At 58.3% G+C, this 25,655-nt stretch carries 25 protein-coding genes; 10 read left to right on the plus strand and 15 right to left on the minus strand.

The window, feature by feature from the left end; translation table 11 throughout:
- Positions 1 to 87: 87 nt before the first annotated feature.
- The 7 genes from F3H95_RS27730 to F3H95_RS24120 all read right to left on the minus strand — a co-directional run bounded on the left by F3H95_RS27730 (position 88) and on the right by F3H95_RS24120 (position 9,836).
- Positions 88 to 696 carry an HAD-IC family P-type ATPase gene (locus F3H95_RS27730; protein WP_348530086.1) on the minus strand — a complete coding sequence of 203 codons (609 nt, stop codon included), beginning with the start codon at positions 694 to 696 and terminating at the stop codon, positions 88 to 90.
- Complete coding sequence (locus tag F3H95_RS27735) at positions 666 to 1,922, minus strand: HAD-IC family P-type ATPase (RefSeq protein ID WP_348530084.1); 1,257 nt, start codon at positions 1,920 to 1,922, stop codon at positions 666 to 668. The genes F3H95_RS27730 and F3H95_RS27735 overlap by 31 nt, the downstream gene beginning before the upstream one ends.
- A 511-nt stretch (positions 1,923 to 2,433) precedes the next feature.
- Complete coding sequence (mgtA, locus tag F3H95_RS24100; protein ID WP_244618122.1) at positions 2,434 to 5,115, minus strand: magnesium-translocating P-type ATPase; 2,682 nt, start codon at positions 5,113 to 5,115, stop codon at positions 2,434 to 2,436.
- Positions 5,115 to 6,023, minus strand: a complete 909-nt coding sequence (arcC, locus tag F3H95_RS24105) for a carbamate kinase (RefSeq protein ID WP_149747822.1) — start codon at positions 6,021 to 6,023, stop codon at positions 5,115 to 5,117. Before arcC ends, mgtA begins: the two co-directional genes overlap by 1 nt.
- 3 nt (positions 6,024 to 6,026) lie before the next feature.
- Entirely contained in the window at positions 6,027 to 7,028 is a 1,002-nt protein-coding gene (gene argF / locus F3H95_RS24110; RefSeq protein WP_149747823.1) for an ornithine carbamoyltransferase, read from the minus strand.
- A 17-nt stretch (positions 7,029 to 7,045) separates the two neighbouring features.
- On the minus strand, positions 7,046 to 8,278 hold the full coding sequence (locus F3H95_RS24115) for an arginine deiminase (RefSeq protein WP_149747824.1): 1,233 nt from the start codon (positions 8,276 to 8,278) through the stop codon (positions 7,046 to 7,048).
- 88 nt (positions 8,279 to 8,366) lie between these two features.
- Positions 8,367 to 9,836, minus strand: a complete 1,470-nt coding sequence (locus tag F3H95_RS24120; RefSeq protein WP_149747825.1) for a basic amino acid/polyamine antiporter — start codon at positions 9,834 to 9,836, stop codon at positions 8,367 to 8,369.
- A 429-nt stretch (positions 9,837 to 10,265) separates the two neighbouring features.
- Here F3H95_RS24120 and F3H95_RS24125 point away from each other — a divergent pair, with 429 nt between their 5' ends.
- The 3 genes from F3H95_RS24125 (at position 10,266) to F3H95_RS24135 (ending at position 11,844) form a co-directional block, all read left to right on the plus strand.
- The gene (locus F3H95_RS24125; protein WP_149747826.1) at positions 10,266 to 10,670 is read left to right on the plus strand and encodes an OsmC family protein; all 405 of its coding nucleotides are present in this window, start codon (positions 10,266 to 10,268) and stop codon (positions 10,668 to 10,670) included.
- Positions 10,667 to 11,362 carry a VIT family protein gene (locus F3H95_RS24130; RefSeq protein ID WP_149747827.1) on the plus strand — a complete coding sequence of 232 codons (696 nt, stop codon included), beginning with the start codon at positions 10,667 to 10,669 and terminating at the stop codon, positions 11,360 to 11,362. Before F3H95_RS24125 ends, F3H95_RS24130 begins: the two co-directional genes overlap by 4 nt.
- 89 nt (positions 11,363 to 11,451) lie before the next feature.
- Positions 11,452 to 11,844 carry a DUF302 domain-containing protein gene (locus F3H95_RS24135; protein ID WP_149747855.1) on the plus strand — a complete coding sequence of 131 codons (393 nt, stop codon included), beginning with the start codon at positions 11,452 to 11,454 and terminating at the stop codon, positions 11,842 to 11,844.
- Positions 11,845 to 11,931: 87 nt separating this feature from the next.
- Here F3H95_RS24135 and F3H95_RS24140 read toward each other — a convergent pair whose 3' ends face one another.
- Positions 11,932 to 13,521 (minus strand): MBL fold metallo-hydrolase, encoded by a 1,590-nt coding sequence (locus F3H95_RS24140; protein WP_149747828.1) that lies wholly within the window; start codon positions 13,519 to 13,521, stop codon positions 11,932 to 11,934.
- Positions 13,522 to 13,811: 290 nt separating this feature from the next.
- On the minus strand, positions 13,812 to 15,830 hold the full coding sequence (locus F3H95_RS24145; RefSeq protein ID WP_244618123.1) for a hypothetical protein: 2,019 nt from the start codon (positions 15,828 to 15,830) through the stop codon (positions 13,812 to 13,814).
- Between the two features lie 341 nt (positions 15,831 to 16,171).
- On the opposite strand from F3H95_RS24145, the gene F3H95_RS27285 reads away from it, so the two are divergent.
- On the plus strand, positions 16,172 to 16,573 hold the full coding sequence (locus F3H95_RS27285) for a hypothetical protein (RefSeq protein WP_188134474.1): 402 nt from the start codon (positions 16,172 to 16,174) through the stop codon (positions 16,571 to 16,573).
- Positions 16,574 to 16,736: 163 nt separating this feature from the next.
- Complete coding sequence (locus tag F3H95_RS24150; protein ID WP_149747830.1) at positions 16,737 to 17,018, plus strand: hypothetical protein; 282 nt, start codon at positions 16,737 to 16,739, stop codon at positions 17,016 to 17,018.
- Between the two features lie 26 nt (positions 17,019 to 17,044).
- Here the strand turns inward: F3H95_RS24150 and F3H95_RS24155 are convergent, their stop codons facing one another.
- From F3H95_RS24155 to F3H95_RS24175, 6 genes are read right to left on the minus strand one after another with little or no spacing between them, the layout of a single operon-like run.
- Entirely contained in the window at positions 17,045 to 17,467 is a 423-nt protein-coding gene (locus F3H95_RS24155) for a hypothetical protein (protein ID WP_149747831.1), read from the minus strand.
- Between the two features lie 9 nt (positions 17,468 to 17,476).
- Positions 17,477 to 18,064 carry a hypothetical protein gene (locus F3H95_RS27290; protein WP_188134471.1) on the minus strand — a complete coding sequence of 196 codons (588 nt, stop codon included), beginning with the start codon at positions 18,062 to 18,064 and terminating at the stop codon, positions 17,477 to 17,479.
- A gap of 1 nt (position 18,065) precedes the next feature.
- Positions 18,066 to 18,416 carry a hypothetical protein gene (locus F3H95_RS27295; protein WP_244618124.1) on the minus strand — a complete coding sequence of 117 codons (351 nt, stop codon included), beginning with the start codon at positions 18,414 to 18,416 and terminating at the stop codon, positions 18,066 to 18,068.
- Between the two features lie 54 nt (positions 18,417 to 18,470).
- Complete coding sequence (locus F3H95_RS24165; protein WP_149747832.1) at positions 18,471 to 19,175, minus strand: thermonuclease family protein; 705 nt, start codon at positions 19,173 to 19,175, stop codon at positions 18,471 to 18,473.
- Entirely contained in the window at positions 19,172 to 19,708 is a 537-nt protein-coding gene (locus tag F3H95_RS24170; protein ID WP_052642577.1) for a thermonuclease family protein, read from the minus strand. Before F3H95_RS24170 ends, F3H95_RS24165 begins: the two co-directional genes overlap by 4 nt.
- Entirely contained in the window at positions 19,705 to 20,313 is a 609-nt protein-coding gene (locus tag F3H95_RS24175) for a hypothetical protein (protein ID WP_143124840.1), read from the minus strand. The genes F3H95_RS24170 and F3H95_RS24175 overlap by 4 nt, the downstream gene beginning before the upstream one ends.
- A gap of 159 nt (positions 20,314 to 20,472) precedes the next feature.
- Between F3H95_RS24175 and F3H95_RS24180 the strand changes: the two genes are divergently transcribed.
- The 5 genes from F3H95_RS24180 to F3H95_RS24200 are packed head-to-tail and all read left to right on the plus strand — an operon-like array spanning position 20,473 to position 25,655.
- Positions 20,473 to 21,447: a lytic transglycosylase domain-containing protein gene (locus F3H95_RS24180; protein ID WP_149747833.1), complete on the plus strand. Its 975-nt coding sequence runs from the start codon at positions 20,473 to 20,475 to the stop codon at positions 21,445 to 21,447.
- Between the two features lie 10 nt (positions 21,448 to 21,457).
- Positions 21,458 to 21,805 (plus strand): TrbC/VirB2 family protein, encoded by a 348-nt coding sequence (locus F3H95_RS24185; protein ID WP_052642572.1) that lies wholly within the window; start codon positions 21,458 to 21,460, stop codon positions 21,803 to 21,805.
- Entirely contained in the window at positions 21,805 to 22,104 is a 300-nt protein-coding gene (locus F3H95_RS24190) for a VirB3 family type IV secretion system protein (protein WP_081950740.1), read from the plus strand. Before F3H95_RS24185 ends, F3H95_RS24190 begins: the two co-directional genes overlap by 1 nt.
- Before the next feature lie 3 nt (positions 22,105 to 22,107).
- On the plus strand, positions 22,108 to 24,567 hold the full coding sequence (locus F3H95_RS24195; RefSeq protein ID WP_149747834.1) for a VirB4 family type IV secretion/conjugal transfer ATPase: 2,460 nt from the start codon (positions 22,108 to 22,110) through the stop codon (positions 24,565 to 24,567).
- On the plus strand, positions 24,564 to 25,655 hold the full coding sequence (locus F3H95_RS24200) for a lytic transglycosylase domain-containing protein (protein WP_149747835.1): 1,092 nt from the start codon (positions 24,564 to 24,566) through the stop codon (positions 25,653 to 25,655). Before F3H95_RS24195 ends, F3H95_RS24200 begins: the two co-directional genes overlap by 4 nt.

Raw genomic sequence — 25,655 nt, forward strand, 5'->3', positions numbered from 1 at the left:
TTGGGCGAGATGGCGGCTAGCCCATAGAAAAACCTGCACACCATGGAAAATGGCGCAATTGCCCCCGGCGCCTTGGACAACAAAGATCTATCGAAGCGCTCGCAAGGCGTTCAGAATAACCGCGACGTCGATCACTTCTTGCGCCAAAGCCCCCTGAACCGGCGGCAGATAGCCAAGGCTGGCAAATGCCATGGCAAAGAATGAGAGCCCAAGGCCAACTACGACGCTTTGGACTGCAATTGACCGGCTGCGGCGCGCCACGGACATAGCCTTCACCAGCGGCGCGAGTTCATCCACCAGCAGAACAACACCGGCAGCTTCAGAAGACGAAGCCGTTCCGTACGCTCCCATAGCGACGCCCACATCGGCAGCGGCAAGCGCTGGGGCATCGTTGACGCCGTCCCCTACCATCATAACCGGGCCATTGACGATCTCGTTGCGCACAGCAGCAACTTTGGCATGCGGCGACAGATCGCCCAGCACGAGATCAAACCCGAGTTGCTTGCCAACTTTCCAAGCGATGTCGCTGCGGTCCCCGGATGCCAGTACCAGCCGCCGGACCCCTGCCCTTCGCAATTCGTCCAACATGGGCTCCGCATCGGCACGGACCCGATCCTGTAGAACAATGATGCCTGCCACCGTGCCATCAATACCAACCGCCACGGTCATCGCAGCCGGGTCAATATCCTGCAGCAGATCATCCGCCTGAACATTGCCGCCACGAAACCGTTCCCGCCAACAACGACTTGACGACCATCCACAAGCCCCTCGATACCAGTACCAGGTGTTTCCACCACCGCAATCGGGACGGACAAGACCAGCCCAGCTGCCTGCGCTGCATTAATCAGCGCGGTTGCGACAACATGGCCCGACGCCTGATCGAGACTGGCAGCGGCCTTCAGAATATCCGCCTCGGCATATCCCGCACGCGTCCTTATTTCAGTAATAGCCGCCTGCCCGTGTGTAATTGTTCCGGTCTTGTCGAGGATGACGGTCCGCACCCTCGACATTGCCTCGAGTACACCGCCGCCTTTGACCAGTACGCCCATCCGCGCAGTGCGCGACATGCCCGAGATCAGCGCAACAGGAACGGCGAGGATAAGCGGGCATGGTGTCGCGACGACTAGCACGGACAGTACGCGGATCGTATCCTGCGTGAAAAACCAAGTGAGTGCGGCGATCGCGACTGTAAGTGCCAGAAAGCCGACGGCGTAGCGGTCGGCCATGCGGGCCATGGGCGCCTTGCTCGATTGAGCCGCCTCGACTAGACGGACGATGCCCGCATATGTGCTTTCGGCAGCCGGGCGGATTGCGACAAGCTCAAACGCGGCACCGACAGACGCTGCCCCGCTGAGCGCTTCGCTGCCTTTCAGGATGTTTTGTGGAAGAGATTCGCCCGTGAGCGCTGATAGATCGAGTACAGCAATCTCGCTGACCACGCGACCGTCTACCGGCAGGACGTCGCCTTGCCGAATGAGAAGCCGATCCCCCGGCTTGATATCGGCAATCGGCACCTGTTCCAGCACGTCACCATTAAACCGCATGGTATTCTGAGCCACGCGGCCCATCAGCGCCGTCATCTCCCTCTTCGCCCGACCCTGCGCAAAATCCTCGAGGAGCTGCCCGCCCGCATACATCATTGCCACGACATTCGCCGCCAAGGGTTCACCAAACGCCAAGGCTGCGGACATCGATAGCGCCGCCACAATATCAAGCCCGATATCACCATTTCGCAGAGAGATTAAGATCTGGGCGAACAATCCCATAAGGACAGGTGCAGTCGCGATCGACCAGACCCAGCCGGCCTCCATCGGCTGGTCAAACCACGAGAGCAAGCCACCGACAGCCAGCCCTGTTGAGGCAAAACCAATCAGGAGTCGTGACCGCTGATCACGCCATAGGTCTCCGATATCAAGCGTCATTGCGTCTCCTTATGGCCCGCAGTGGGCATGACTTCATCTAGGCCTACTATTGCACCTTACCGCATCTTTGCTCCGATCCGTTTGATCTTGATCCGACAATCATCTTCGCGGCTGACGACTTGACACACGTCGAAAGAGCAAAATGCTGAAGTGAGCGGCAGCTTTACCTGACCTTGACCCATTGTCCTTGATTGGCCTCGGGAAGATGAATTGCAAGGTCATGCCGCTATGGTCGGCGACCGGCTTGATGACGAAAAGTCCGAGACCGCTACCGCCGATCAGTGCATCTCCTGGCTCGAAACGCTGCATTAGCCGCTAAACCGAGCCAGAGAGCAGCCTGGATCCAGGTGACGCTGAACTTGAACTCGTGCCTCCGCGAGCTCAGGTTCAGAACAACCTAGCGTCAATACTTTTAGGTTACAGCTCAATGCTGCACACAACCAAGGTCGCACAGAACAACTGACCAAAGGTTGCCGGGAGTTCCAAACGGTAGTCTCAAGCCCTTCCACTGCTAAACTCCCCATTTTCTGACGAACCAGGTTTTCACGATGGTTGTCAGCACGGTGTAGCCAACCAGAAACGAGGCAACAATGGGCCAGTACAGAAGGGGTAGTGGCTGAAAGCCCAAAACGGCGGCCAAAGGTGAGTAAGGCAACGCGATCGCGACTGCGCATATAATGACCGTTGAGGCGATTAGAGACGGGCTTGCCCAACTGTCGATGAATGGCCGCTTTGTTGTCCGAATGACGTGAATGATCAGGGTCTGCGACAGGATCGATTCCACGAACCATCCTGTCTGGAAGAGAGAGGGGTTCGCCCAGGCATCGAAGACGTAGAGCATGGTCGCGTAGGTCGCATAGTCAAAGATCGAGCTCATCGGGCCAATGAAGAGCATGAAACGCATGATGTTGCCGATTTCCCATTTGCGCGGTCTTTGCAGATACTCCTCATCAACAGTGTCGGTCGGGATCGTCGTCTGCGAGAAATCGTAGAGCAGGTTGTTGGCGAGTACCTGGAGCGGTGCCATCGGCAGGAAAGGCAGGAAGACGGAGGCACCGAGTACGCTGAACATGTTTCCGAAACTCGAGCTCGCACTCATCTTGATGTATTTGACGATATTGCCAAACACCCTTCGTCCCTCAAGAACGCCCTCGTTTAGGATCGAGAGGTTCTTTTCAAGAAGGATGATGTCTGCTGATTCCTTTGCGATATCTGCTGCGGTATCAACGGATATGCCGACGTCGGCCCGCTTGAGCGCAGGTCCGTCATTGATGCCGTCGCCGAGAAACCCGACGACATGCGCCTTTGCCTGAAGTGCTGCTATGATCCGCGCCTTCTGCTGCGGTGAAACCTTAGCGAAGACATTGGCCTTCTCGACTGCGTCTCCAAAAGCCACATCATCCATGTCTTCGATCTCGCGACCCGTGACGACCCCGGTCACGGCGAGGCCGACATCCCGGCAGGTTTTCAACGTCACCAAGTCATTGTCCCCGGTCAGGATCTTGATGGCGACACCGGACGCGGCCAGCGCCGAAAGTGCGGGGGCTGCCGTTTCCTTAGGCGGGTCGAGAAAGGCTATGAAGCCCTGCAGGGTGAGAGCCTTTTCATCGTCGGTGCGATAGGACGATTGAGGCTCAGCATCCTCCCTCGTTGCCAAAGCAATGACGCGGAAGCCGTCGCCATTGAGCTTGGACGTCACGGTGGCGACTTTCGCACGCTGGGTCTCGTCGAGCGGTCGCACCCCTTCAGAAGTCCGGCAATTCACGCAGACTGCAAGCACCTCTTCAACGGCCCCCTTGCAGATCAGCATGGCTTTTCGCTCAGGTGTCTCGACAATGACCGAGAGCCGACGGCGATTGAAATCGAAAGGGATCTCGTCGAGCTTCCGGTACCCACCCTCCACAGACAAATGATCCTCAAGCTCTGCATGCTCCTGGATGGCGATGTCGAGAAGGTTCTTCAATCCACTTTCGAAATGGCTGTTGAGGTAGGCGTATTCGAGAACGCTGTCGTCATTGAGGCCTGCGACGTCGAGGTGCAGTTTCAGCACGACACGGTCCTGGGTCAGCGTGCCGGTCTTGTCAGTGCACAACACGTCCATCGCCCCGAAGTTCTGGATCGCATCGAGGCGCTTGACGATCGCATGTTTCTTCGCCATCGCCATCGCGCCCTGGGCCAGATTGACGGTGACAATCATGGGCAACATTTCCGGCGCAAGACCGACAGCCACGGCCACGGCAAAAAACAGTGCCTCCCACCAATTGTGTTTGGTCAAGCCGTTTATCAGGAAGACGAGGGGCACCATCACCAGGATGAACCGAACCATGAGCCAGGAGAAGCGTCTGATCCCTCGATCAAAGCTCGTCTCGGTGTCCGCTGCCATGATCTGGCGTGCCAGCGTTCCAAAGGAAGTGGCATCGCCCGTATGCACGACCAGGGCGGTCCCATAACCGCTGGAGATGCTCGAGCCCATGAAGCAGATGTTGGGCAGGCTCAGCAGATCACGGTCCCCGGGCGGGATGGGATCGGCGCTTTTCTCGACAGGCATGGACTCGCCTGTCAGCGTCGACTGGTTCACGTAAAGATCATTGGCGCTGCAAAGCCTGACATCAGCGGGCACCATGTCACCTGCCGACAGCTTGACGAGATCTCCGGGCACCAGGCCATCAAGGGGGATTGCGGCGAAACCTTCGTCGTCGACGCTGGCAAGCCCTTGCCGTTTTGCGCTGACCTGTACACGCACCATATTGGCGAGCTTTGCCGCCGCCATGCTGGACCGATGCTCCTGGATGTAGCTGAGGCCGATGCTCAAGACCACCATGGTCGCAATGACAAATGCGGAACGGAGATCGGAGAGAAGCCATGAAAGCCCTGCAAGACCGAACAGAAGGGCGTTCAACGGATTCTTCAACTTGTCCCAGAGTTCACGAAGGAAAGTGGATCGCTCCTGTCCCCCGGCCAAATTCGGTCCATAGGTCTGCAGTCGCGACTTCACCTCGACTACCGAAAGGCCTAGTGGGCTCGTCATCAGTTCACGGAAGACAGTCTCGACGTCTGCGGCGGCAATCTTCTGCAGCCTGATCCTGGAGCTATCTGCCGTTGCGGTGAGATCTTGGGATGGAGACGGCGGGGCATTGCGGTCAGCGAACCCGTCTGGCCTCCATGCCATGCCCGATTGCTGTGGCGACATCATCAATCCCTCGCAATCTTGGTCCCTGCACGCGCTTCCAGTATCGCGATGGCATCGTCCAGACGACCAATCCCGGCAAAGCCACCGGTTTCGGCAAACTCGGCAGCGGCGGCAAGCTTTGGGCCCATGGAGCCTGAGGGTGCACCCAGACTACGCGCTTTCTGCGGTGTCAGGCTTGAAAGGGCGACAGCATCCGCCTGACCATAGCCTTGAAACACCGCCTCGACATCGGTCAGGAGGAGAAGCGCATCGGCATGGAGTTGCCGGGCAAGTAGCGCGCTTGCCGCATCCTTGTCGATGACGGCCTCGATGCCGAAGAGGCTGCCATCCGCGCGTCGCACGACCGGAATGCCACCTCCGCCCGCGCAGACCACGATCACGCCCTGATTGAGCAGGAGCTTCAGGACTTTCCAATCGGGAATTTCAACGGGCCGTGGTGATGCCACGACCCTACGCCATCGGTCTCCGTCTCGGGCAATCGCCCATCCAGCCGCCTTCGCGTGCCTCTCGGCTTCAGTCTTGTCGTATACCGGCCCGACAAATTTGCTGGGCTTCTTGAAAGCCGGGTCCTTGGGATCAACAACGACCTGTGTCAGGAGGGTGGCCACGGGTTGGGAATGACCGAGCGCATTCTCAAGCTCCTGCTCAATCATGTATCCGATCATGCCTTCGGTTTCTGCACCGAGGACATCGAGCGGATAGGCTTCGTCCGCTTTGTAGGCCGCCCCTTGCAGGGCGAGCAAACCGACCTGTGGACCGTTTCCATGCGTAACAACCAGCCTGTGACCGGCCCGAATGATTGCCGCAAGAGACCGGGCCGCGACCTGAATGTTTGTGCGTTGCGCCTCGGCCGTCAAAGCCTCACCGCGTCGTAGTAAGGCGTTGCCGCCAAGAGCTGCTACAACCAGCATTTCTCATGCCCCCAGCGTTGCGACGAGAACCGCTTTGATCGTGTGTAGCCGGTTTTCCGCCTGATCGAAGACGATCGAGGCTGGGCTTTCGAAAACCTCTTCGGTGACTTCCATCGCATCAAGGCCGAATTCTTCGTGGATTTCGGCGCCGACAGTCGTGGCGGTGTTGTGAAAGGCAGGCAGGCAATGCATGAAGCGCACGCGCGGATTTCCGGTGCGCGCCATCAGGACAGCATTGACCTGATAGGGCGTGAGGAGCTTTATCCGCTCCGCCCATTTCTCCTTTGCCTCGCCCATCGACACCCAGACATCGGTGTAGACGAAATCGACATTCGCGACGGCCCGTCCGATATCCTCCGTGATCATGATCCGGGCACCGGTTTCTGCCGCAATGGCGCTAGCCTCCTCGCGGATTTCAGCAGAAGGCCAGCAAGGTTTTGGCGCGCAAAGCCTGATGTCCATACCCATCTTCGCGCCCCCGATCAGCAGGCTGTCGCCCATGTTGTTGGCGGCATCGCCAATGAAGACAAATGAGACCTGATGCAGCGGTTTCTCGGCGTATTCCTGCATCGTCAGGAAATCAGCGAGTATCTGGGTGGGATGGAACTCGTTCGTGAGGCCGTTATAAACCGGCACGCCGGAATATCTGGCGAGTTCCTCGACGATCGATTGTCCGAAGCCCCGATATTCAATGGCATCATAGATCCGGCCGAGAACGCGGGCCGTGTCCTTCACCGATTCCTTGTGTCCGATATGGCTGCCCGTCGGCCCGAGATAGGTGACGCGGGCACCCTGGTCATAGGCCGCGACTTCGAAGCCGACCCGCGTTCGGGTCGAATCCTTCTCGAAGATGAGGGCTATGTCCTTGCCCTGCAATCTCGGGACTTCGGTTCCGGCGTATTTCGCGGTCTTGAGATCTGCGGCAAGCTTGATCAGAAAGCCGATTTCACGCGGCGTGTAGTCGCGCAAAGTTAGCAGGCTGCGATTCTTCAGGTTGAAGGCCATGAACGTGCTCCTTGAAATCAGATCGCATCACGAATGGTCGGGCAACTCATGCAATGGCCGCCACCACGTCCCCGACCGAGTTCTGCACCGGGGATGGCAAGGACCTCGATCCCGGCAGCTTTCAGCGCAGCATTGGTGTCGTCATTGCGGTCGTAGCCGACGACGACACCAGGTCTGAGCGCCAGAACATTGTTGCCGTCGTTCCATTGCTCGCGGGCGCGCTCCTCTTCCGTCGTGCCACCCGTAGGGACGATCTGAAGGTTCCGATAACCGAGAACCTCGGCCACGATATCGAATATCGGGCGGGGATCTTGTCGAAAGGACAAGGGCTTTTTGCCATCCCCGGGTCGGATGTCGTAGCAGACGAGCTCGTCGGCGACCTCCTTGAAGGTGGTGACGACATCTCCTCCGCAGAGCGTGAAGACAGTGTCGAGATGCATGGCCGCCCGCGACTTCGGAATTCGAAAGGCAAGGACGCGATCGACAACTTCTTTGGCAAACAGCGCCTGGGCGAGTTGTCCAATCCCTTGTGGTGAAGACCGTTCACCCATGCCCACGAGAACGGTACGGTTTCCAGTCGGCATCACATCGCCACCCTCAAGCGTTGCAAGTCCGTGGTCCGCAGTCGGATCACCCCAGTGGACCGTGACATTGCCGGCGAACTTCGGGTGGAACCTGTAGATAGCCGTGGTCAAAAGGGTTTCCGGACGTCGGGCTGGCCAATACATCGGATTCATCGCGACGCCCCCATAGATCCAGGCGGAGTTGTCGCGGGTGAAAAGGGCGTTCGGCAGCGGCGGCAAAATGAAGCCATGATGACCTAGATAGCTGCCGAACAGACCCTCCGGTTTGAACGGGAGATCGTCCACCGCCAGTCCACCCAGAAGGAACTCAGCCAACCTCAACCCAGACAGTTCTTCCATCCAGGTGCGCAGTTCAGCCGTCATTCCAGTACCCACCTGATTGGACACAATCCGATGGTCGAGCACAAGGCTTCGGGCTTCAGGAATATCCAGCGCTTCAGCCAGCAAGGTGTTGACGTCGAGGACCTCGATCCCCTGCTCGCGCATTAAGCCTGAAAAGACATCATGATCCTTTTGCGCCTGCTTGACCCAGAAGACGTCGTCGAACAGCAACTCCTCCCGATTGGAAGGCGTGAGGCGCCGATGTGCAAGACCGGGGCGGCAGACCAGTACCTGGCGTAAGGTGCCAGTCTCGGAATGAACGCCGAGCGGGAGGGAGTTGTTCATAACCGTCTTCCTCGGCCAATGGCCATTGGAGCAATCTCAGCGACAGTCGTCGGCGGTCTGGCCTACGCAATTGCGTCAGAACAGCGCGCTAGAGAGCACTGATTGCACCCGTCCACATCAGGTATCCGGCAGCCGCAGCCGCGAGGATGATTCCAGCGGCAAGGAGAGCCTCCATGCCGGAGAAGGCTTCACGTGCATGTTTGCCCTTTGCCCACCAGTAAACGGGAATGCCCAGCACATAGAGGATGGCGCACATCAGGAGGTATGGCGGACCAGCCGCATAGATCAGCCAGCAGCCGTAGACTGTGGCGACAGCCCCTGTGAACACGTCGCGTCCGCGTCGCTCCCCTGGGCCGTATCCTTCACCGCGTAGGGCGAGCTTGAGGGCATACGCGCCCGAAAGCACGTAAGGCACCAGGATTGCCGTCGACGCGATGTAGAAGAGAGCAAGATAGGTCGAATTCGCGAAGAAGGTTACGACCAGAAATGCCTGAACAAGCAGGTTGGTGATCCAGAGTGCTCCCGATGGCGAGCCCTTCCCGTTTTCGATGGCAAAGACCTCGGGAAGGATCCCTTCCTTCGCCGCACGATAGGGGATTTCTGCTGCAAAGAGGGTCCAGCTCAAGAACGCGCCGGCGACGGAGACAACAAGGCCGATCCGCACGGCAACCGAGGCCCAAGAGCCTGCGACCTGCTCGATAACGTTGGCCATGGAGGCGGCAGCAGGCAGACCGGCGAGTTCTGGCTGGGTCAGAATGCCGAAGGAGAGGAGCGAGACTGCGAGATAGGCGCAAAGGGCGAGGACAAACCCGAGGATCGTCGCACGACCGATATCGGCTCGTTTCTCGGCGCGAGCGGAATAGACGCTCGCCCCTTCAATGCCGATGAAGACCCAGAGGGTCACAAGCATTGTGCTCTTAACCTGTGTCAAAATACTGCCGAGTTCGGGCGTCCCGGTGCCCCAGAGATCAATCGTGAAAGTCGGCAGACGAAAAGCCACTGTCACGAGCACGATGAAAAGAAGGATTGGCGCCAGTTTAGCAATGGTGGTCAACACGTTGATGATTGCAGCCTGCCGAATGCCCATCAGGATTAGCGCATGGGTCGCCCAGAGCAGGACCGACGCACCGACAATCGCCTGAAGAGAGTTCCCCTCGGCCCCAAAGGCAGGATAGAAATAGCTCAACGCCCCGAAGATCAGCACGACGTAGGATACGTTGCCGATCCAGGCACTCAGCCAGTAACCCCAGGCACTGTTGAAGCCGACGAAATCACCGAAACCAGCCCGGGCATAAGCATAGGGACCAGCATCAAGCGCCGGCTTTCGCGTCGCAAGGCCCTGATAGACGAAAGCCAGCGCCAACATCCCGATACCTGTGATCAGCCATCCGATCATGACGACGGCAGGGGACGCGCCCTTGGCGATGTTCTGAGGCAGGCTGAAGACGCCGCCGCCGATCATTGAACCGACAACGAGAGCCACCAGAGGCAGCAGGCCGAGTTTAGCTGAGGCAACAGGACTTTGCGCGCGGACGACGTCCACGGTTTGGATGCTCATGCTCGTATTCCTTCTCTGAACAGACAGTGCAGATATCGAGCTGGGTTCCGACTAAGGAACGAACCTCACGAACTATCGTAGGCTTTGGGCACGTCATAAGTGACGGCATGGGCTTTCCCCATGAGATAAGACTACACCTGTTCTAGGATTTTGCACTTGATGCAGGTCAAGATAGGGCCACGTCATCGGCAAATTCGATGATCGAGCAGGCATCGGTAACACCATAACGGAAATATGGCGCCATCCAAACGCGCAAATGACAGAGAGTCCGGCCGGGCGGGCCTCTTTTAGAGGGTCTTCTCAACAGCAGACTCGCCAACCAAGCCTTGAGATTGCGGCTTACTTGATACCAATCAAGCGGCGTGAACGGGAGCGTGTTACCTTGCCGTCAGATGTTCGGCGGCCCGTCGCTGGACAGGAGGACGCGGGATGCTTGAATACAGGATCTCGGCGCAGCGGATCGATCCCAGGGAGAGCGTGGCGCGTAGCGAGAGTGCACAGGTCAGGCTTGCCACAGGACTGACCGGTTCGGTCGACGCCTTCAATCCGGCCGAACTGTTGCTGGCATCTGTTGCAGCCTGCATGATCAAGGGGATCGAGCGTGTCCTGCCCCTCCTCGATTTCTCTCTCGATGGCGTCGAGGTGATGCTTCATGCCGTCCGGCAGGATGATCCGCCGCGTATCGTCTCCATCGACTATGAACTCGTGGTCGATACAGAAGAGACCGACCAGCGGCTTGAACTCCTGCACAAGAACGTCCGCAAATACGGCACGATCTCCAACACCGTGGCTCTCGCGGCCCGCCTTGATGGCGTCATCCGGAGGGCCTCATGAGGAGCCTTCACAGCGAAACGCATCTCGTTTCCCGGATCGGATGGCTGCGAGCCGCCGTTCTCGGCGCCAATGACGGCATCGTATCGACCGCAAGCCTGATCGTCGGGGTGGCAGCCTCTGCGGCGGGGAGTTCCGAGATCCTGATCGCCGGCATCGCCGGACTGGTGGCCGGGGCCATGTCCATGGCGGCAGGGGAATATGTCTCGGTGAGTTCCCAGGCGGATACCGAACAGGCCGATCTCACCCGCGAACGGCTGGAGCTTGAGAGCCAACCCGATCTGGAGCGCGAAGAACTTGCACAGCTATATGTCAAGCGCGGTGTCGATATCGATCTGGCCAGAAGGGTGGCCGAGCAGTTGATGCAGAAGGATGCGCTCGAAGCGCATGCCCGCGAAGAACTCGGCATTTCCGAGATCACCACCGCCCGACCGATCGTGGCTGCCCTGACATCGGCGCTGACATTTGCTGTCGGTGCCATGATGCCGCTGGCCATGGTGTGGCTGGCGCCGGCCAACCAGCTCGTGTGGCTTGTCTCTGCCGCGTCACTGCTGTTTCTCGCACTGCTTGGAGCCATAGGCGCCAAGGCTGGCGGGGCAGACGTGCTGAAGGCCACAATCCGCGTCACCTTCTGGGGTGCCTTTGCCATGGCGCTGACGGCAGGGATTGGCGCGCTGGTCGGAACCGCCGTCTAGGTGGTGCACGACGCTCAGAGGATATGCTTCGGTGTGGGTGCCACACCGCTAACAGGACCGGCATGCGCCGGTCGCCAGGGAGTGAGATCATGACCTATACACTCGATAAGACAATCAAAGGCATGCCATTTGACGCTGTGGTCGCCGCCACGAAGGAGGCCCTGTCGACCAAAGGATTCGGCGTGCTGACCGAAATCGATGTGCGCGCGACAATGAAGAAGAAGCTCGACGTCGATGTGGCTGACTATCTCATTCTCGGCGCATGCAATCCGAAAATGGCGCTCGAGGCGATGAAGATGGAACCCAGGGTCGGGGGGGCCATGCTGCCCTGCAATGTGATCGTGCGTTCGCTGGAGGACGGGACCATCATGGTCAGCGCCATCGATCCCGTCGCCTCGATGCAGGCGATCGACAACCCGGAACTCAAAACAGTCGCCGGACAGGTCCGGTCTCTCCTGCACGACGCCGTTTCCGCCATCTGAGGCGTCGGTTCCCCGGCTCGGCCGCAGGCTCACTGAACGGGTCAGCATTGTGCCCGGCCCACGACGGCGTCTCCGCTCGCATCGGCCTTAGGTCTCGAGGGCGCGCCTGATCTTGCGGACGATGGCGCGGCGAGCCTTGTCGTCTGCAGCCATGCGAAGTTCGGCCTGGAGATCCTGAATCAGGCCCTGATAGTCGTTGTTCCAGTCGCGATGACCCGCCTGTGCAGGATCCATGCGAGGCGGTGGCAGGAAGGTCGAAATGTCGACGGGGCCATCGGCGTCGAGCCGAAAGGCCGAGTCGATGTGGGGGATGAAGATCCGTTCCTCGCCAACAACAGCGGCGACCCGTGCCTTCATGGCGGCCAGTGCCTGATCTTCACCATGCACCAGGAAAACTGCGTGGCGGATCGGCTTTCGGGCTGAGAGCCAGTCCGTCAGTTCGCCACCATCGGCATGACCGCTGTAGACATCAATCGAACGGATCCTTGCCCTCACGGCGATCTCGTCGCCCTGAATCTTCACGGTCGACGCACCGTCCTGGAGTATGCGCCCGAGCGTTCCCGCAGCCTGGAAGCCGACGAGAAGCACCGTCCCCTCCTCCCGCCACAGCCAGTTTTTCAGCCTGTGGCGGATGCGTCCTGCCTCGCACATGCCACTCGCTGCGATCACGACGTGAAAACCCTTCACAAAGTCCAGCGCCTTGGATTGCTCGACGCTTTCGGTGAAGCGTACGAAGCGCGAGCGGATCGCGCGCTCCAACAGGTCGCCATTGTCCAATTCGCCGGAATGGGCCTTGAAGATCTCGGTCGCCCGGGTCGCAAGCGGAGAGTCGATGATGACGGGGCATTCGGGAATCTTCCCTTGCTCCATCAGGAAGGAGAGATCGGCGAGAAGTTCCTGGGTTCTCTCGACGGCGAAGGAGGGAATGATCAGAGCCCCGTCCTGATGCCGCGCTGCGGCGTTTACCTCATCCTGCAAGATCCGTCTGCGCATCTCGTCGGTCGTGTCGATGCGGTCCCGGTCGCCATAGGTGCTCTCGCACACCACGTAGTCCCAGCATTGAGGCGCTTCCGGATCAGCCTGGAGCAGTTTGAAGGCCGGCCCGAGATCACCGGAAAACAGAAGCCGGACTGGCGCCTCGCCGCCGATCTCGATCTCCACGGAGGCCGATCCAAGCAGATGCCCGGCATTCCAGAAGCGGATGCGAATGCCGTCACCCAGATCCTGCCACTGACGCAACGACAATGGTCTGAACTGGGTGAGCGTCGCCTCCGCATCCTCGGCGGTATAGATCGGTTCGACGACCTCACGGGCGCGCCGCCGGTTCCGGCGGTTTAGCTGCTCGACTTCGAATTCCTGGATATGAGCCGAATCCGGCAGCATCACGCTGCACAGATCAATCGTGCCACGCGTTGCGTAAATCGGTCCGGCATAACCATGCTTCACGAGCTTCGGCAAAAGGCCCGAATGGTCGATGTGGGCATGGGTCAGAATGACCGCGTCAACCTGGCGGGGATCGAACGGGAAAGCCCTGTAGTTCAGTTGCTTCTCGCTCTTGGAACCTTGGAACATCCCGCAATCCACCAGGACATGCCGACCATTTGCCTCAAGACTAAAGCATGATCCGGTCACCGTGCCTGCGGCGCCATGGAAACTCAATTTTGGGCCTGAACGCATTGTCTTGTCCTCCATAGCCAGCAAGGTAACCGCAAAAGGACGTTTGTCGCTTGATAAGCATCAAGTGGAGTCGCAATAATCCAGCAAGCAGCGCTCTATGTTGTCAAATGGGAGACCACCAGGGCGTGAACGTCATAGTCGGATCTCTCCAGAGACTGAGTAAGAACCGATCGTTCTCATGGAGCTCAGTCCGGAACGTGAACGCCGGCATTGGGTCATTAGCGGAATTCACTTGGGAAAGCGGCTAGATAACTTTCGACCGAGAGCGTCTATAGAATCTTTCATGACTTCTAAGCGCCGAAGGGTAGCTTCGCCTTTATCGAAGTCCACGCCTGTTCCGCTTTCTTCCCAGCGGATTTCGTCTTGGACGGCTCGGATGACATTGCCACCAACAGGTCATCCAACTCGGCCTGGATGGCGAGAGGGTGAACTTTGGCGGCATCCATGGCGGCGAGGTACGCCCGCGCGCGCTCTGGCTGGCGAAGATGTGGCAGGACGATCTCGAGATCATATGCGATTTCCCGAAGGAATACGATGTCATCAGCGAAACGGGCATCAAGCCAGCATCTAACCGTAGGGACTGTATCAGCGACTTGGGAGCGTTTGCCTTCGAGCATCTCGATCTTTGTCTGGATCGCCGTCAGCATCACATTACGAAAGCGCTCCGCCGAAGTATCGAGGTCTGCAAGCCATTCCGACGACAGAAGCCTACTTGCCTGTTCACGAGCCCAGCCAACGCCCGCCAAGGCACCGACTCCACCGACGCCGCCAAGCACAAGCGCCCCGGCAGGCCCGAAAGCCACGAGACCGATGAACTTCCCCGACAGGCCGCCGATCGCGGATAGTCCGCCTTTAACGGACGCATCCATTGCAACTGAAAGCGGAAGGTCGGACATCGGCACACGACCGCGCCAGACGCGATAGAGGTTTCGGGCCGATGACGCAGCGACGGCGAAATACGGGACGTTCAAATCGCCAAGAGCCTCTCCGGCTTCCATCGAGGTCGTCATGATCAGGTCGGCGATTTCGCGGTCGAACCCATCCACGTAGAAAACCAATTTCGCCCAAGGAGCGCCGATCTCCATGACGGCCTCGGCAAGTTCGGCATTGGCATAGACTGGCACGTCAGGGTATTTCTCAAAGTGCCTCCGCAGTCCATCCACATTCAGCAGGCATTTCACCTGAAACGGCATACCGTCCACGAGGAGATCGAACCCAGGATTATTCGCTGCCTCGGGAAACGAGACGACGTGACCGCTTTCGACGAGGCGAGACGCGACAATCTGCTCCGACACGTATCCCCTGAGATTGTTTTCAGCTCCTGAAGCCGCTGTCGCCGACATGGAGCTGACACGATCGGCAAAAGCTCCGAACTGGAAGATTGTCCCGATATCTTCCGTGCGGGAGAAGTCAGAGGCTGAAATTACCATCGGATCAATAGAAGCGGCGTTGTAGATGATGTCGCCAGCGGATAGAGCGGCAACGGTGGCGACTTCCGCTTCGTCACCCTTACTTCTGGACAGAACACGGTCGAGGAAGATGCCGCGACGGTCTGCCGCAAAATGGCAAACCATGAGGTCGCCAAAAGCATTGGGCAGGCCTCCACCCATTGCCTTCGCCACTGCTTGGTTTCGCGACAGAGCCGCCGTCGCTAGAGTGGACGGAAGCGAAACTAAGTCGGCTGCTGTCACTGTCCTGAAATCATTGAGGGCAGTTGCGAGCCCTTCCCGCTCGGATGAAAGGCCGCGCAGTGCCAACTGGATCGCGACGACCGCCGCCAGCTTTGCGGCCTGCCCGCCGGTCACATGGCGGTTGGCGAGATATCCGATGCCCGCGACGGCGGGGATGCTGAACAGCGGGTTTGCGAGCATGAATAGCGTCGAAACGACTGCATGCCCGCTCACAAAAGGGATGAATGCCGACGCCTGAGCGGCGAGGATGTAGGCGCTGAAGCCCGCCAGATTCACGCCGACACCAATGGAAAACGCAGTTGTGCCTGTCGCCAGCAGAGCAAGTGTCGCCTTGTCCGCCGATGTGAGGGCCTTCTGCATTGCTTCATCACGAAGCTCTGGTGGTAGGCTCCTGATGTAATCGCGGATGCGCTCGTCGAGTGCGCTTTGCAGTCCCTCGGACATCTCGCCAGACTTTGCCGCCTCGGCAAGCGCCCTTGCAACCGTCTCCGCCTGGCCAGTGACGAGAGCCGAGAAATCCTGATGCCGTCGGCCTCGGATCGCCTTGAAGACTTTCCACGCTCGGTGGAGAGTGGGTTGTTGCCCGATTTCTGTATCGTCTGCGACAGGCAGGGCCATGATCGCCGCTGTCTTAATAGCCGCACCCGCGCCAATCGCGCTAGCCTTCCTAGTGGATAATGGGAGGACCGTGTCGAGACCGAGGGCATCAGTGATTCTCGTCCATAGTCGGACGCGAAGCGCTCGATCCGACGAAGTGGAAAGAAACAAAGCGTCAGCGGCCTCACCCAGGCGGCGGGCGAATGCGTTCGTATCTGTATCCCGTGCGTTTTTCTGGAATCGGGCAACCATGTCAGATACTCGATCCACAGACATAGAGAGCAGGGTCGTTGCCTCGAAGCTGGCGATGAGATTGCAGAGCTCACGACGATCGAACGCCCCGAGTCCAGCGAAAATCGTCCATGGTGGCACGTACAATTCAATTTCCCCTATCCAGCGCCGATGAATGTATCCCGGACATCCTGGGCATAGCCGTGTCCGTCGTCGAATTATTTGAGACGTTTCGGGCGCTTGAGGATTGGAGTTTCCGGCCCGGGTTATCGATTTATCTAAGCCGCTTTGATTTGATGGCACAAGACGCCTTTCTATCCACACCACCATCCGCGAGAAAATTTTCAATCGACGAGGAAAACGGTCCGCCCTCCCGTCAGGGTCTATTGTTGGCTGCGGTGTTGACGATCGGCGCCCTAATGCAACTCACTGAGGGGGGGAGAAAGGCGCTCTGCCCTCTCTCCCCCACAAGCACCAAACCGGTATCCCCATGCTTCGGCCTGTGGCCTGCAGCACCGGCCGCATTTTCATGAAATCCGTCTCGGCCCTCCGGGTGGGTGATCCCCCTCCGGTTTAGCGCTTGTCCCCCTCTCTCCAGCTGTTCCGCACGAGCTCGGGAGCAGGAGCGAGGCTCCTGCCCTCCCTTCGATTTCGGGAGGTCAAGGAGTGATCGCTTGCGCTTGTGGAGAGGGAAAGATGACAGAAAAGCTTGAGCTGCAACCCAACGAGCCATTGTCAGTGAAGGTCGAACGTCACCGGGCCGTCTACCTGGCGGCAGTCAACGGCGAGGGCGGCACTGACATGGATCAGGAGGCGAAGGCACGTATGGAAATCATCAGGCACGCGCCGTCAGATCAGGATGAGAGAGATCAGAAGCTACTTTACGTATCGGGGTATCTAATTGCCTGCAAGGGGAGACTAAACCCTGAGGAAATGGAGCTTCTTCTTTCAGGCTCCATCTCACTATCGGGGCATTGATGATCAACGGGCATCTGGCCCTGAAATCAGTAGTTGGTGGCAACCCATTCGCCGGATGCAGACTTGGCAAATCCAATGACGCGATCGAGAGGAGCTGCGTTTGGATTCCTCTTGATGGCCGCAACGCATGATACGCCTGGACCGCTGGCGTTCTCGTCACACTCTCCCAAAGCAAGGGTTACATCGGCTTCACCGCGGCCGGTCCTCAGAGGATTGCGGGCATAAGCCTTGCGGTATGCGGCTAGAGCTTCCTCTTCTGTCGGTATCTCAAGCACAGGGGCGGGAGGTTCGGGAATCAGGGAGGGATTGGCTGCAATAAGGGCCGCGATCTCCGCATCAGTAGGGGCCCGAACAACCGGCTCTGGCTCCGGCATGATGAGATAAGTACCTCCAGCACCGGCGAGAATGCCTATACCTGCGGCTGCTAAGGTGAGAATGTTGCTGTTCATGTCATCCACTCAGTCATTCAGGTTGAACCAAGCGCGTTGCTTGAGGCCCTTATCGTTCGGAATGTCGAAATAATAAGGATCTGCGCGGCGAGGGCGGGGCTGAGTGATCTGCACCATGCACCCATTGTCTCGGTTGAAAACATCATTGTCGTTGTTCTGGTTGATCTGCCGGATCGTGACACCCTTTCGCTCGTTTTCGCGCTTGTCACCAAATTGGGTACGGAAGGCGGCACGGTTGCTGCACTGGTTGACGGTCTTCGCGCACTGATCCTTGTCGTCTCGGCCCAAGAACGGCCGATCCCCATCGGTGCGGGAGGAAACGGCAGTCATGCCGGCAGGGCATTCCTCGTAAGGTTCATATCTCGGTTTTCCGGCTTTTGCTTCATGGCAGATCGGCCAGGAGAAGCCGGGCTTCGCCATAGCTGATATGAGCCTTTTCATCGGGGGAACGCAGTAGGGGACGCCATGCCAGGAGGGGCTTTGTGAGGCTGCGCACAACAGGATCTGGCAACCCCATGAGGCATCCTCGGCCTTGGCAGATGCTGGAGAGATGGCAAGGGCCGCGAGACCGGCTGCGGCAAAAAACGCTGGTTTCATATCAGGTGTCCCTCTTGATCAATGCTGCTGAAATTGCCGGCTCGGAAAAAGGTCTTTCGAGCGGAGTCCTGTGTTGGATGCGTTCGCCTGCAGCGTAGATGACGGCCGAGATCAGCGCGAAGCACGCAAACCAGGAAATGCCGATGCGATAGAGCAGTGGCTGATTGGGAATATCCCGAGAAACCGCGGCGAATGCGAAGAGCCCGACCAGGTAGCTGTCGAAAGACAAGTGGCGCTTGTCGTGGAAAGCCCGCGACAGGATGAGAAGGAAGGCCGCTAGTAGCGCGTGGATCCACCAGAGTCTCTGCGCCGGGATTGTGAGGGCGATCGAGAGGGAGATGGCAAGCAGCAAGCCAGGCAAGGGATCCGTTGCGAGAGAGGTCGCAATATGTGCGAGGTCTGGCAACTATCGGTCTGTCCTCTTCGGCTTGTTTCGCGCATCAGCAAAAGGAGGAGAGATCTCGCTTTTCCTCTCGGCCAATAGATTGAAGTCGGCGATCGGATGCCGATCTAACGTCCTGTCGACCGCTTTGCGGCGCCATTCATTCATGTCCAACACGTAGGTTCCCCACATCCCATACCGAGCGGCCATCGCGTTGGTCTGATAGGCGTAATATTGGGAGTTGATGTAAGGGGAATCGAGACGAGCCCAACCGACGCGCAGCATTTCGGCGGCGAGATCCACACCGTTAGTCGTGCATTGTGCGACGGGTATCCCATCGTTGGCGTAAGCCAGACCGACGCAAGTCGTGGGTCTGTTTCCGACAGTCCTTTTCAGCCAGGCCTTGGCGAAGGGACCGCATGGAACGGGGGTTGGAGCCTGTTGCTTGTCCCGGTTGGTCCACTTTGGGTTCAAAGCCCATTGAGGAAGCTCACAGGTGTCGATGCCAGCCAACCTTACTTTATAGCCATTGCCAAGCGTGCCGAACCATAGCGTGCGGCCGTCGAGAACGGTTACCGGGCCTTTGAACGTCGGCAACCGAACAGCAGCAGCAACGGGAGGCGCAGCCTGACCGCGTAGGGCGTGCCAGTTCTGATAGATCGGATCGGCGGCAAACGCCGGCAAGGCCAAAGAGCTTGCGGCGATAAAAAGGAAAAGGCGGTTTCTCATGGCTGGGCGCTCCTCGATCGCTGGTTCGCCTCACGACTAAGCAGGATGGAAGGATGCTGAACGTCGGAGAATTGCCAAAGGCCGGCCTTCTTTTGCTGAGCAAGCTGCTCGGCTATGGCGTAGGGGGCATGATAAGGGAGACCATCGGTCTTCAAGGCGGCGAATGCATAGCCGCTTGTCACCATGATCTGCGCGAGGTCGAGCCTTTGACTGCCAACCGTGGCGTAACAAACGACATATGAGATGCCGTTAAGCTTCGCCACGGGAGCACAGATCGGTTTAGTGTCCTTGATGTAGGCAGCCAACATCGCAAGCGATGCCTCGCCGCAATCTTGTCTGTTGCCCTGACCATCCGTGTAGGCAGTGCCGCGCAAGCAGGACTGGATGCCATAGAGACGAAACCTTTCTCCGTTCGAGATCCAGGTATCGCCCGTTTCCAGAGTGATGCCGGGCGCAAGATCGAAATACCCTTCAGGTGCGGCATTGGCCGCGAACGGCAACAGGGTCGCGACGAGTGCAGCAGCAAGCTTCATTGCGCCTTCACCCGAGGATCTGCCCACATGCCGTAGGAACCCTTCTGGCCGATTTCCTGAGCTTCTGTGAGATCGGGACGCTCAAATGAACCGTCGGCTTTCTTAGTCAGGCGAACCGCTCCCAACGACAGAAGCTGCTCCTCAAGATTATCAACCGTGTCCATTGCGCCGGGATAGTTATAGTAGCCGTAGCAAGTGACATCCTGGACTGGGGCGGCCTGCTCGCTGATGAACGCCCTGCAGAACAGCACCTTGGGGCTTTGCAGCATCGCTTGGAGCTGCTGCGTACCAAACTCCTCGCAAGTCCCGGAATAGTCCTCCGCGCGATTGACCAGATCGCCGTTGCAGGGCTGAACGCCATACAGATGCAACGTTGTCGATTCATCGACGCGAAACTCAGTCGCCGAAATAGCCTTGAAGCCATTGGCCGTGGCGTAACCTTTGCGATCAGCGACTTTGCCGGTCCCGTCGTAATACTCGACGACAAGAACCGTCTTGCCCGGCGCCGCCAACGACCTGATGTAGTCCTTGTTCACCGCAGGAGCGGCAAGCGCTTGTGTTGCCAATGCGCAACTTAGAAGCGCGGGAATGATGGCCTGTTTCATAATCTAGCCCTAACCATCCTGAGTCCGATTGTTGACCCTGCAAAATAGGGTTTAACACCGGTCAGAAAACTTGTAAGAATGCATCAAATCGGTATCATGCGTGCATTAACTCTAGTCGGTTTTCATGGCGATCACAACACCGTTTGACGGGCGGGTGCGATGGATAAAAACACTGTCTATGCAGGGTATCTAGGCCCGCGAACCCTGACTAGCGCAGCATTATCCGTGCTGCTCGCGGCCAATACTGCTGCGTCACAAGACCTAGCCACAACAGGGCGTATTTCCAGCGATTACAACGGTTCTGTGACAATCGACGAGGAATCTCTTGTCACGAACTTCGAAGATCGCTGGAGCGGTGTCGAGACATCAGAGAAGGAGTTTGTCCTTGGTGCAAAAGGTGTTGTCACGAAGGGCGGAGCTGAAGTATTGGGCGGAACGGCGTCGGAGAACGCGGGCGCCAAAGGGCATCAAATTGATGCGTCTATCAGCGCGTATTTTGATGTCTCGGAGCGCGCCACGGGCCGCATTGAGCCTGTCCAAACTCCCACTCTAGATACTCCATCTAGTAATACCCCCAAAAATATATGGGCACGGACTCCCGTTGAAGAGTGCGGGCCGTCGCCCCTGTCACCTGAGGAGATTAAAGCGCTGGTTGCATCCACTGCGCGCCGATACAGCGTCGATGAGGGCTTCGCGGTTGCGATTGCCTGGGCCGAAAGCCGCTTCGATGAGATCCGCAATTCACCGAAAGGCGCACGCGGACCGATGCAGCTTATCCCCGAAACGGCGGCTCGCTTCGGTGTTCAGGAGATTTGCGATCCCGCTCAAAACATCGAGGGCGGGATGAAGTACCTGCGCTTCCTGCTCGATGAGTTTCAGAACCCGCTTCTGGTCGCAGCCGCTTACAACAGCGGGGAGGGGCGCATCTACGAATATGGCGGCGTTCCGCCATTCCAAGAAACCGTCGGCTATGTCGCAAAGGTCGTGAATTTCCAGCTTGGCCTACCGATGCCAACCGGCAAGCGGAAGGCGAGCGGGATCGTCCGAGACATGGCGGCAAAGAACACCAGCGATGCCGGAGTCATCGCTGTGGAGAAGACCGGCAAGTTCGTCGGCGGCGTGATGCATTTTTAAGGAGAGAACCATGAAGAACGTCGTTTCCCGGCATTCCGGGGCATTGAAGGCAGTAGCCGTCATTGGCTTGGTGGCAGCCCTGCAAGTTGCTGGCGCTGATCAAGCGCTTGCACAGGCTAGCGGTGGCGGCGGCGGTGCATTCGCCCCCCTTCAGACAGCCGTGCAGATGATCGTTGACTTCATCACCGGCCCCTTTGGACGTCTGATGGCAATCATCGCCGTGATTGGCCTCGGCTTCCTTGCCTTTGCCGGCAGGCTTTCGTGGTTCACGGCCGGAGCCGTCGTCATTGGCATCGGTCTCGTGTTCGGCGCTCCTGCCATCGTTGACCAGATGATTTCGTCGGTAGGCGGCGGCTGATGAGCGATTTTCAGGACGAGAAGCCAGCTTTGACGCCGTTGGTGATCGGCTTGACCCGTTCTCCGACGCTATGGGGCGTGCCCTACATGGCGGTCGTCCTGATCATCGGCGTGACAATCATTGGGTGGCTGGTGACGAACCATCTGGCGGCACTGCTGATCGCGCCAGCCGCCTACCTTGTCCTTTTCTCGCTTTGTGCCTGGGACAGCAAGATTCTCGACGTCCTGCAGGTCACGTCCCGCAAGACGCCAAGGACCCCCAACAAGCGCTTTTGGGGCACCAACTCATACGGACCATAGTAGATGCTGAAAGTCGTCAAGGAAGAGCTTGGGTTTGGGAAGGTCGCCGGCAACGAGCGGCCTATGTCCGTTCACATCCCCTATATGCGGCATGTGTCTGACACGATCATCGGGCTCGAGAATGGAACCCTGATCAGCGTCATCAAGCTTGATGGACTGTTCTTCCAGACGGAGGACCAGGCCGAATTGAACATGCGTTCTGTTGTGCAGAACACCATGATCCGAGCACTAGGTTCGAGCCGCTATTCTCTTTGGTCGACTGTAATCCGTCGTGAGGTGGAGACCGAAATCGGCGGTTCGTTCGATTCCTCCTTCTGCGAGATCCTGAACGATCGCTATATGGACCAACTTCGCAAGAAGCGGATGTTTACGAACGAAATCTACCTGACGATCGTGCGTTCGGGCATGAAAGGGGCGCTTGGCCTCGGCGACTCGCTAAAGCGGATCTTTGAACGCTCGAACAAGGAGGCCAGGGCCCAAGCGACCCGTGAAGACGTGACCGACCTTGAAGAGCTGGTTGGGAACATCGTGAAAGAGTTGCACAAGTACGGCGCAAAGCCGCTTGGCATCACGTATCGCAAGAAATCGGACGATACCGCGAAGAAAGACATCGATGGAGAAGAGGCTAAGGGCGATCCGTATTCGGAGCCCTGCGAGTTCTTCAACACGATCCTGACCTGCGGTGTGCCGCGAAAGATGCGGCTTCCGCGCATGGGAATCCGCAACTACGTCGGCACTTCACGGCTTCACTTTTCAAAGCGGACGATGCAGGCACAAGCGGCGGTGGACGAAGATAGCCGCTATGCCGCTCTCCTCTCGATCAAAGAATATCCTCCATTCACTGGTCCCGGCATGTTGGATGGGTTGCTGCAGGTGAACCACGAGTTCATCCTCACCCAGTCTTTCACCCTTGCAGACAAGCCGATCGCACAAGAGCGGATCAGCCGCCTTCAACGCCAAATCAAGGCCTCCGACGAAGCGGGTAGCTCGGTCGAATCCGACATCGACTATGCATTGAACAGCCTCCTCAATCAGGAGGCTGTATTCGGCTTCCATCATTTTTCGCTTCTGTGCATTTCGCGGGACCTCGACGGATTGAGCCGTTGCGTGTCGGAACTTGGCGCTTGCCTCACCGACATGAACATCAACTGGCTCCGGGAGGATCTCAATCTAGAAGCGGCGTTCTGGGCGCAGCTGCCGGGAAACCGCTCCTACATCTCCCGCATCGCCATGCTGTCGAGCGCCAACTTCTCCGGCCTTTCCTCGATGCATAATTTCGCGACTGGACAAGCGGATCGCACCCATTGGGGCCTGCCGATCACCATTCTGGAAACGACCTCACAAACCCCCTACTGGTTCAACTTCCACCGTCGCGATATCGGGCACTTCACGGTGACTGGTCCGACAGGATCCGGCAAGACCGTTGGTTTGACCTTCCTGCTGGCTCAGGCGATGCGGGTTTCACCCACGCCTCGCGCCGTGTTCTTCGACAAGGACCGCGGGGCCGAGATCTTCGTCAGGGCGATCGGCGGAGCCTACGAGGTTCTGTCTCCGGGAACGCCCACGGGCTTTAACCCGCTGCAATTGGAAAACACCGGCGAGAATCGGGAATTTCTGGTCCGTCTGCTCAAGGCCATGCTGCGCGGCGATCGTCGCACCGACTTCACGCAAGAGGACGAGGACACGCTGGAAAAGGCGATCGTCCGGATCATGCAGGAGCCTGCAGCTCAGCGGAACCTCCCGAATCTTGCCGGCCTCTTGATGGGGCGGTCCAAGGCCGATGCCAACGATCTATACTCGCGGCTTCGCCCTTGGATCGAAGGCGAAAAAGCCTGGCTGTTCAACGCGCCCCATGACGTCCTGTCCTTCTCGGGTCACAGCGTCTTTGGCTTTGATATGACCAACATCCTCGGAAACGAGGAGCTAAGAACCCCTGCGCTGATGTATCTTTACCATCGGCTGGACGAGCTGCTGGACGGTAACCCCGTCATGTTCTTCATGGATGAAGGCTGGCAGCTGCTGATGGATGACACTTTCAGCGCCTTCATCGTCGACAAGATGAAGACGATCCGAAAGCTCAACGGCATCGTGGGCTTTGGTACGCAGTCGGCTGCTGACATTACCAAATCCAAAGCGTCGCACACGCTCATTGAGCAATCGGCGACCAACATCCACTTCCCGAACCCACGGGCTGACGAAGAGAGTTACATCAAGCGCTTCGGCCTGACGGTGAAGGAGTTCAAGTTCATCAAGAACACGCCTCCTGAAAAGAGAACCTTCCTGATTAAACATGGCAACGACTCTGTCATTGCGCGTCTCGATCTGTCGACAATGCCGGATCTCGTGAAGGTGCTTTCAGGACGCAAGGAGACGATCGAGGAGTGCGCTGCACTTCGCGAGCATTACGGAGACGAACCCGAAAACTGGTTGGCGAAATTCTGCGGATGGGAGAAGACCGAATGAGGGACAATCGGACTCTAACGCTGCTAGTTGCAGCCTTGGCTTGGGGAACAGCGCCCCCCGCCTCCTCGCAAGTTCCTGTTACGGATGACGCCCTCACTTCAACAGATGCAGTGCGCAGTGAAACGACGAAGCAGATCGAAGAAACAGACAGTCGCCGGCACTCCGTGAGCAAGAGCGTGACCTGCTCGATGTACCGGCCGGGGCGCGGAGGTGACGCCCCCTCGGCAGCACAAGCCAATCCGGAGATTGTCGGGCTCGTGAAGCGAGTGGCGCGTGAGGAAGGGGTAGACGAAACCCTCTTCATGTCTCTCGTCTACCAGGAGAGCCGGTTCAATCCCTGCGCAAAGTCGCCTGTCGGCGCTATGGGCTTGTCGCAGCTGATGCCGGGCACAGCCAAGGATCTTGGCGTGAATCCTCACGATATCGAGGATAACCTTCGCGGCGGCGCACGCTACCTGAAGCAGCAGCTCCGCACCTTCAACGGCAATACCAACCTTGCGCTCGCCGCGTACAACGCGGGGCCAGGCAACGTCCGCAAGTATGGCGGCATCCCTCCGTTCAAGGAGACGCAGGGCTATGTCGCCGCGATCAAAGGCAAATGGATGCCTCAGTTTGGAGGCTCAGATGTTTCGAACATCCCCGAAAACTTCGGCGGAGGCACGTCGGGCTTTTCGGGTGCGAGAGACGCAACGATCAACTCAATGGCAACCAGCCAGTCGATTTCCGAAAACAGCAGGAACGTCGCGTCATGGCTTCAGCAACTCGGCCAGATGGAAAGCGGCACGATCCAAGACAGCTGGGACCACAATTCCGGCGCACGCAATGCGAACCTCGAAATGATGAACCAGGTCATCCGCCTCGGAACAACGTTTGCCGAGCTTATGAATTCTCAAAATGCACTCGATCTGGGCGGGCTCTCGGGGTCTTCGCGGTCCAGCGGCTACAAGCGAGACAAGAAGGAAGACGATCGCGAGGTAGCTGACCTCTGCGACAAGGAACTGCAGCTTGAGTGGAATCCGGAGGAACAGGCCTGCGTTCGAAAACTCGAACCAGAGGCTGACATGAAGCTGATGTTGAGCGCCGAATGA

It is taken from the genome of Rhizobium sp. RU35A (genome assembly GCF_900156005.1).
Taxonomy (GTDB): domain Bacteria; phylum Pseudomonadota; class Alphaproteobacteria; order Rhizobiales; family Rhizobiaceae; genus Neorhizobium; species Neorhizobium straminoryzae.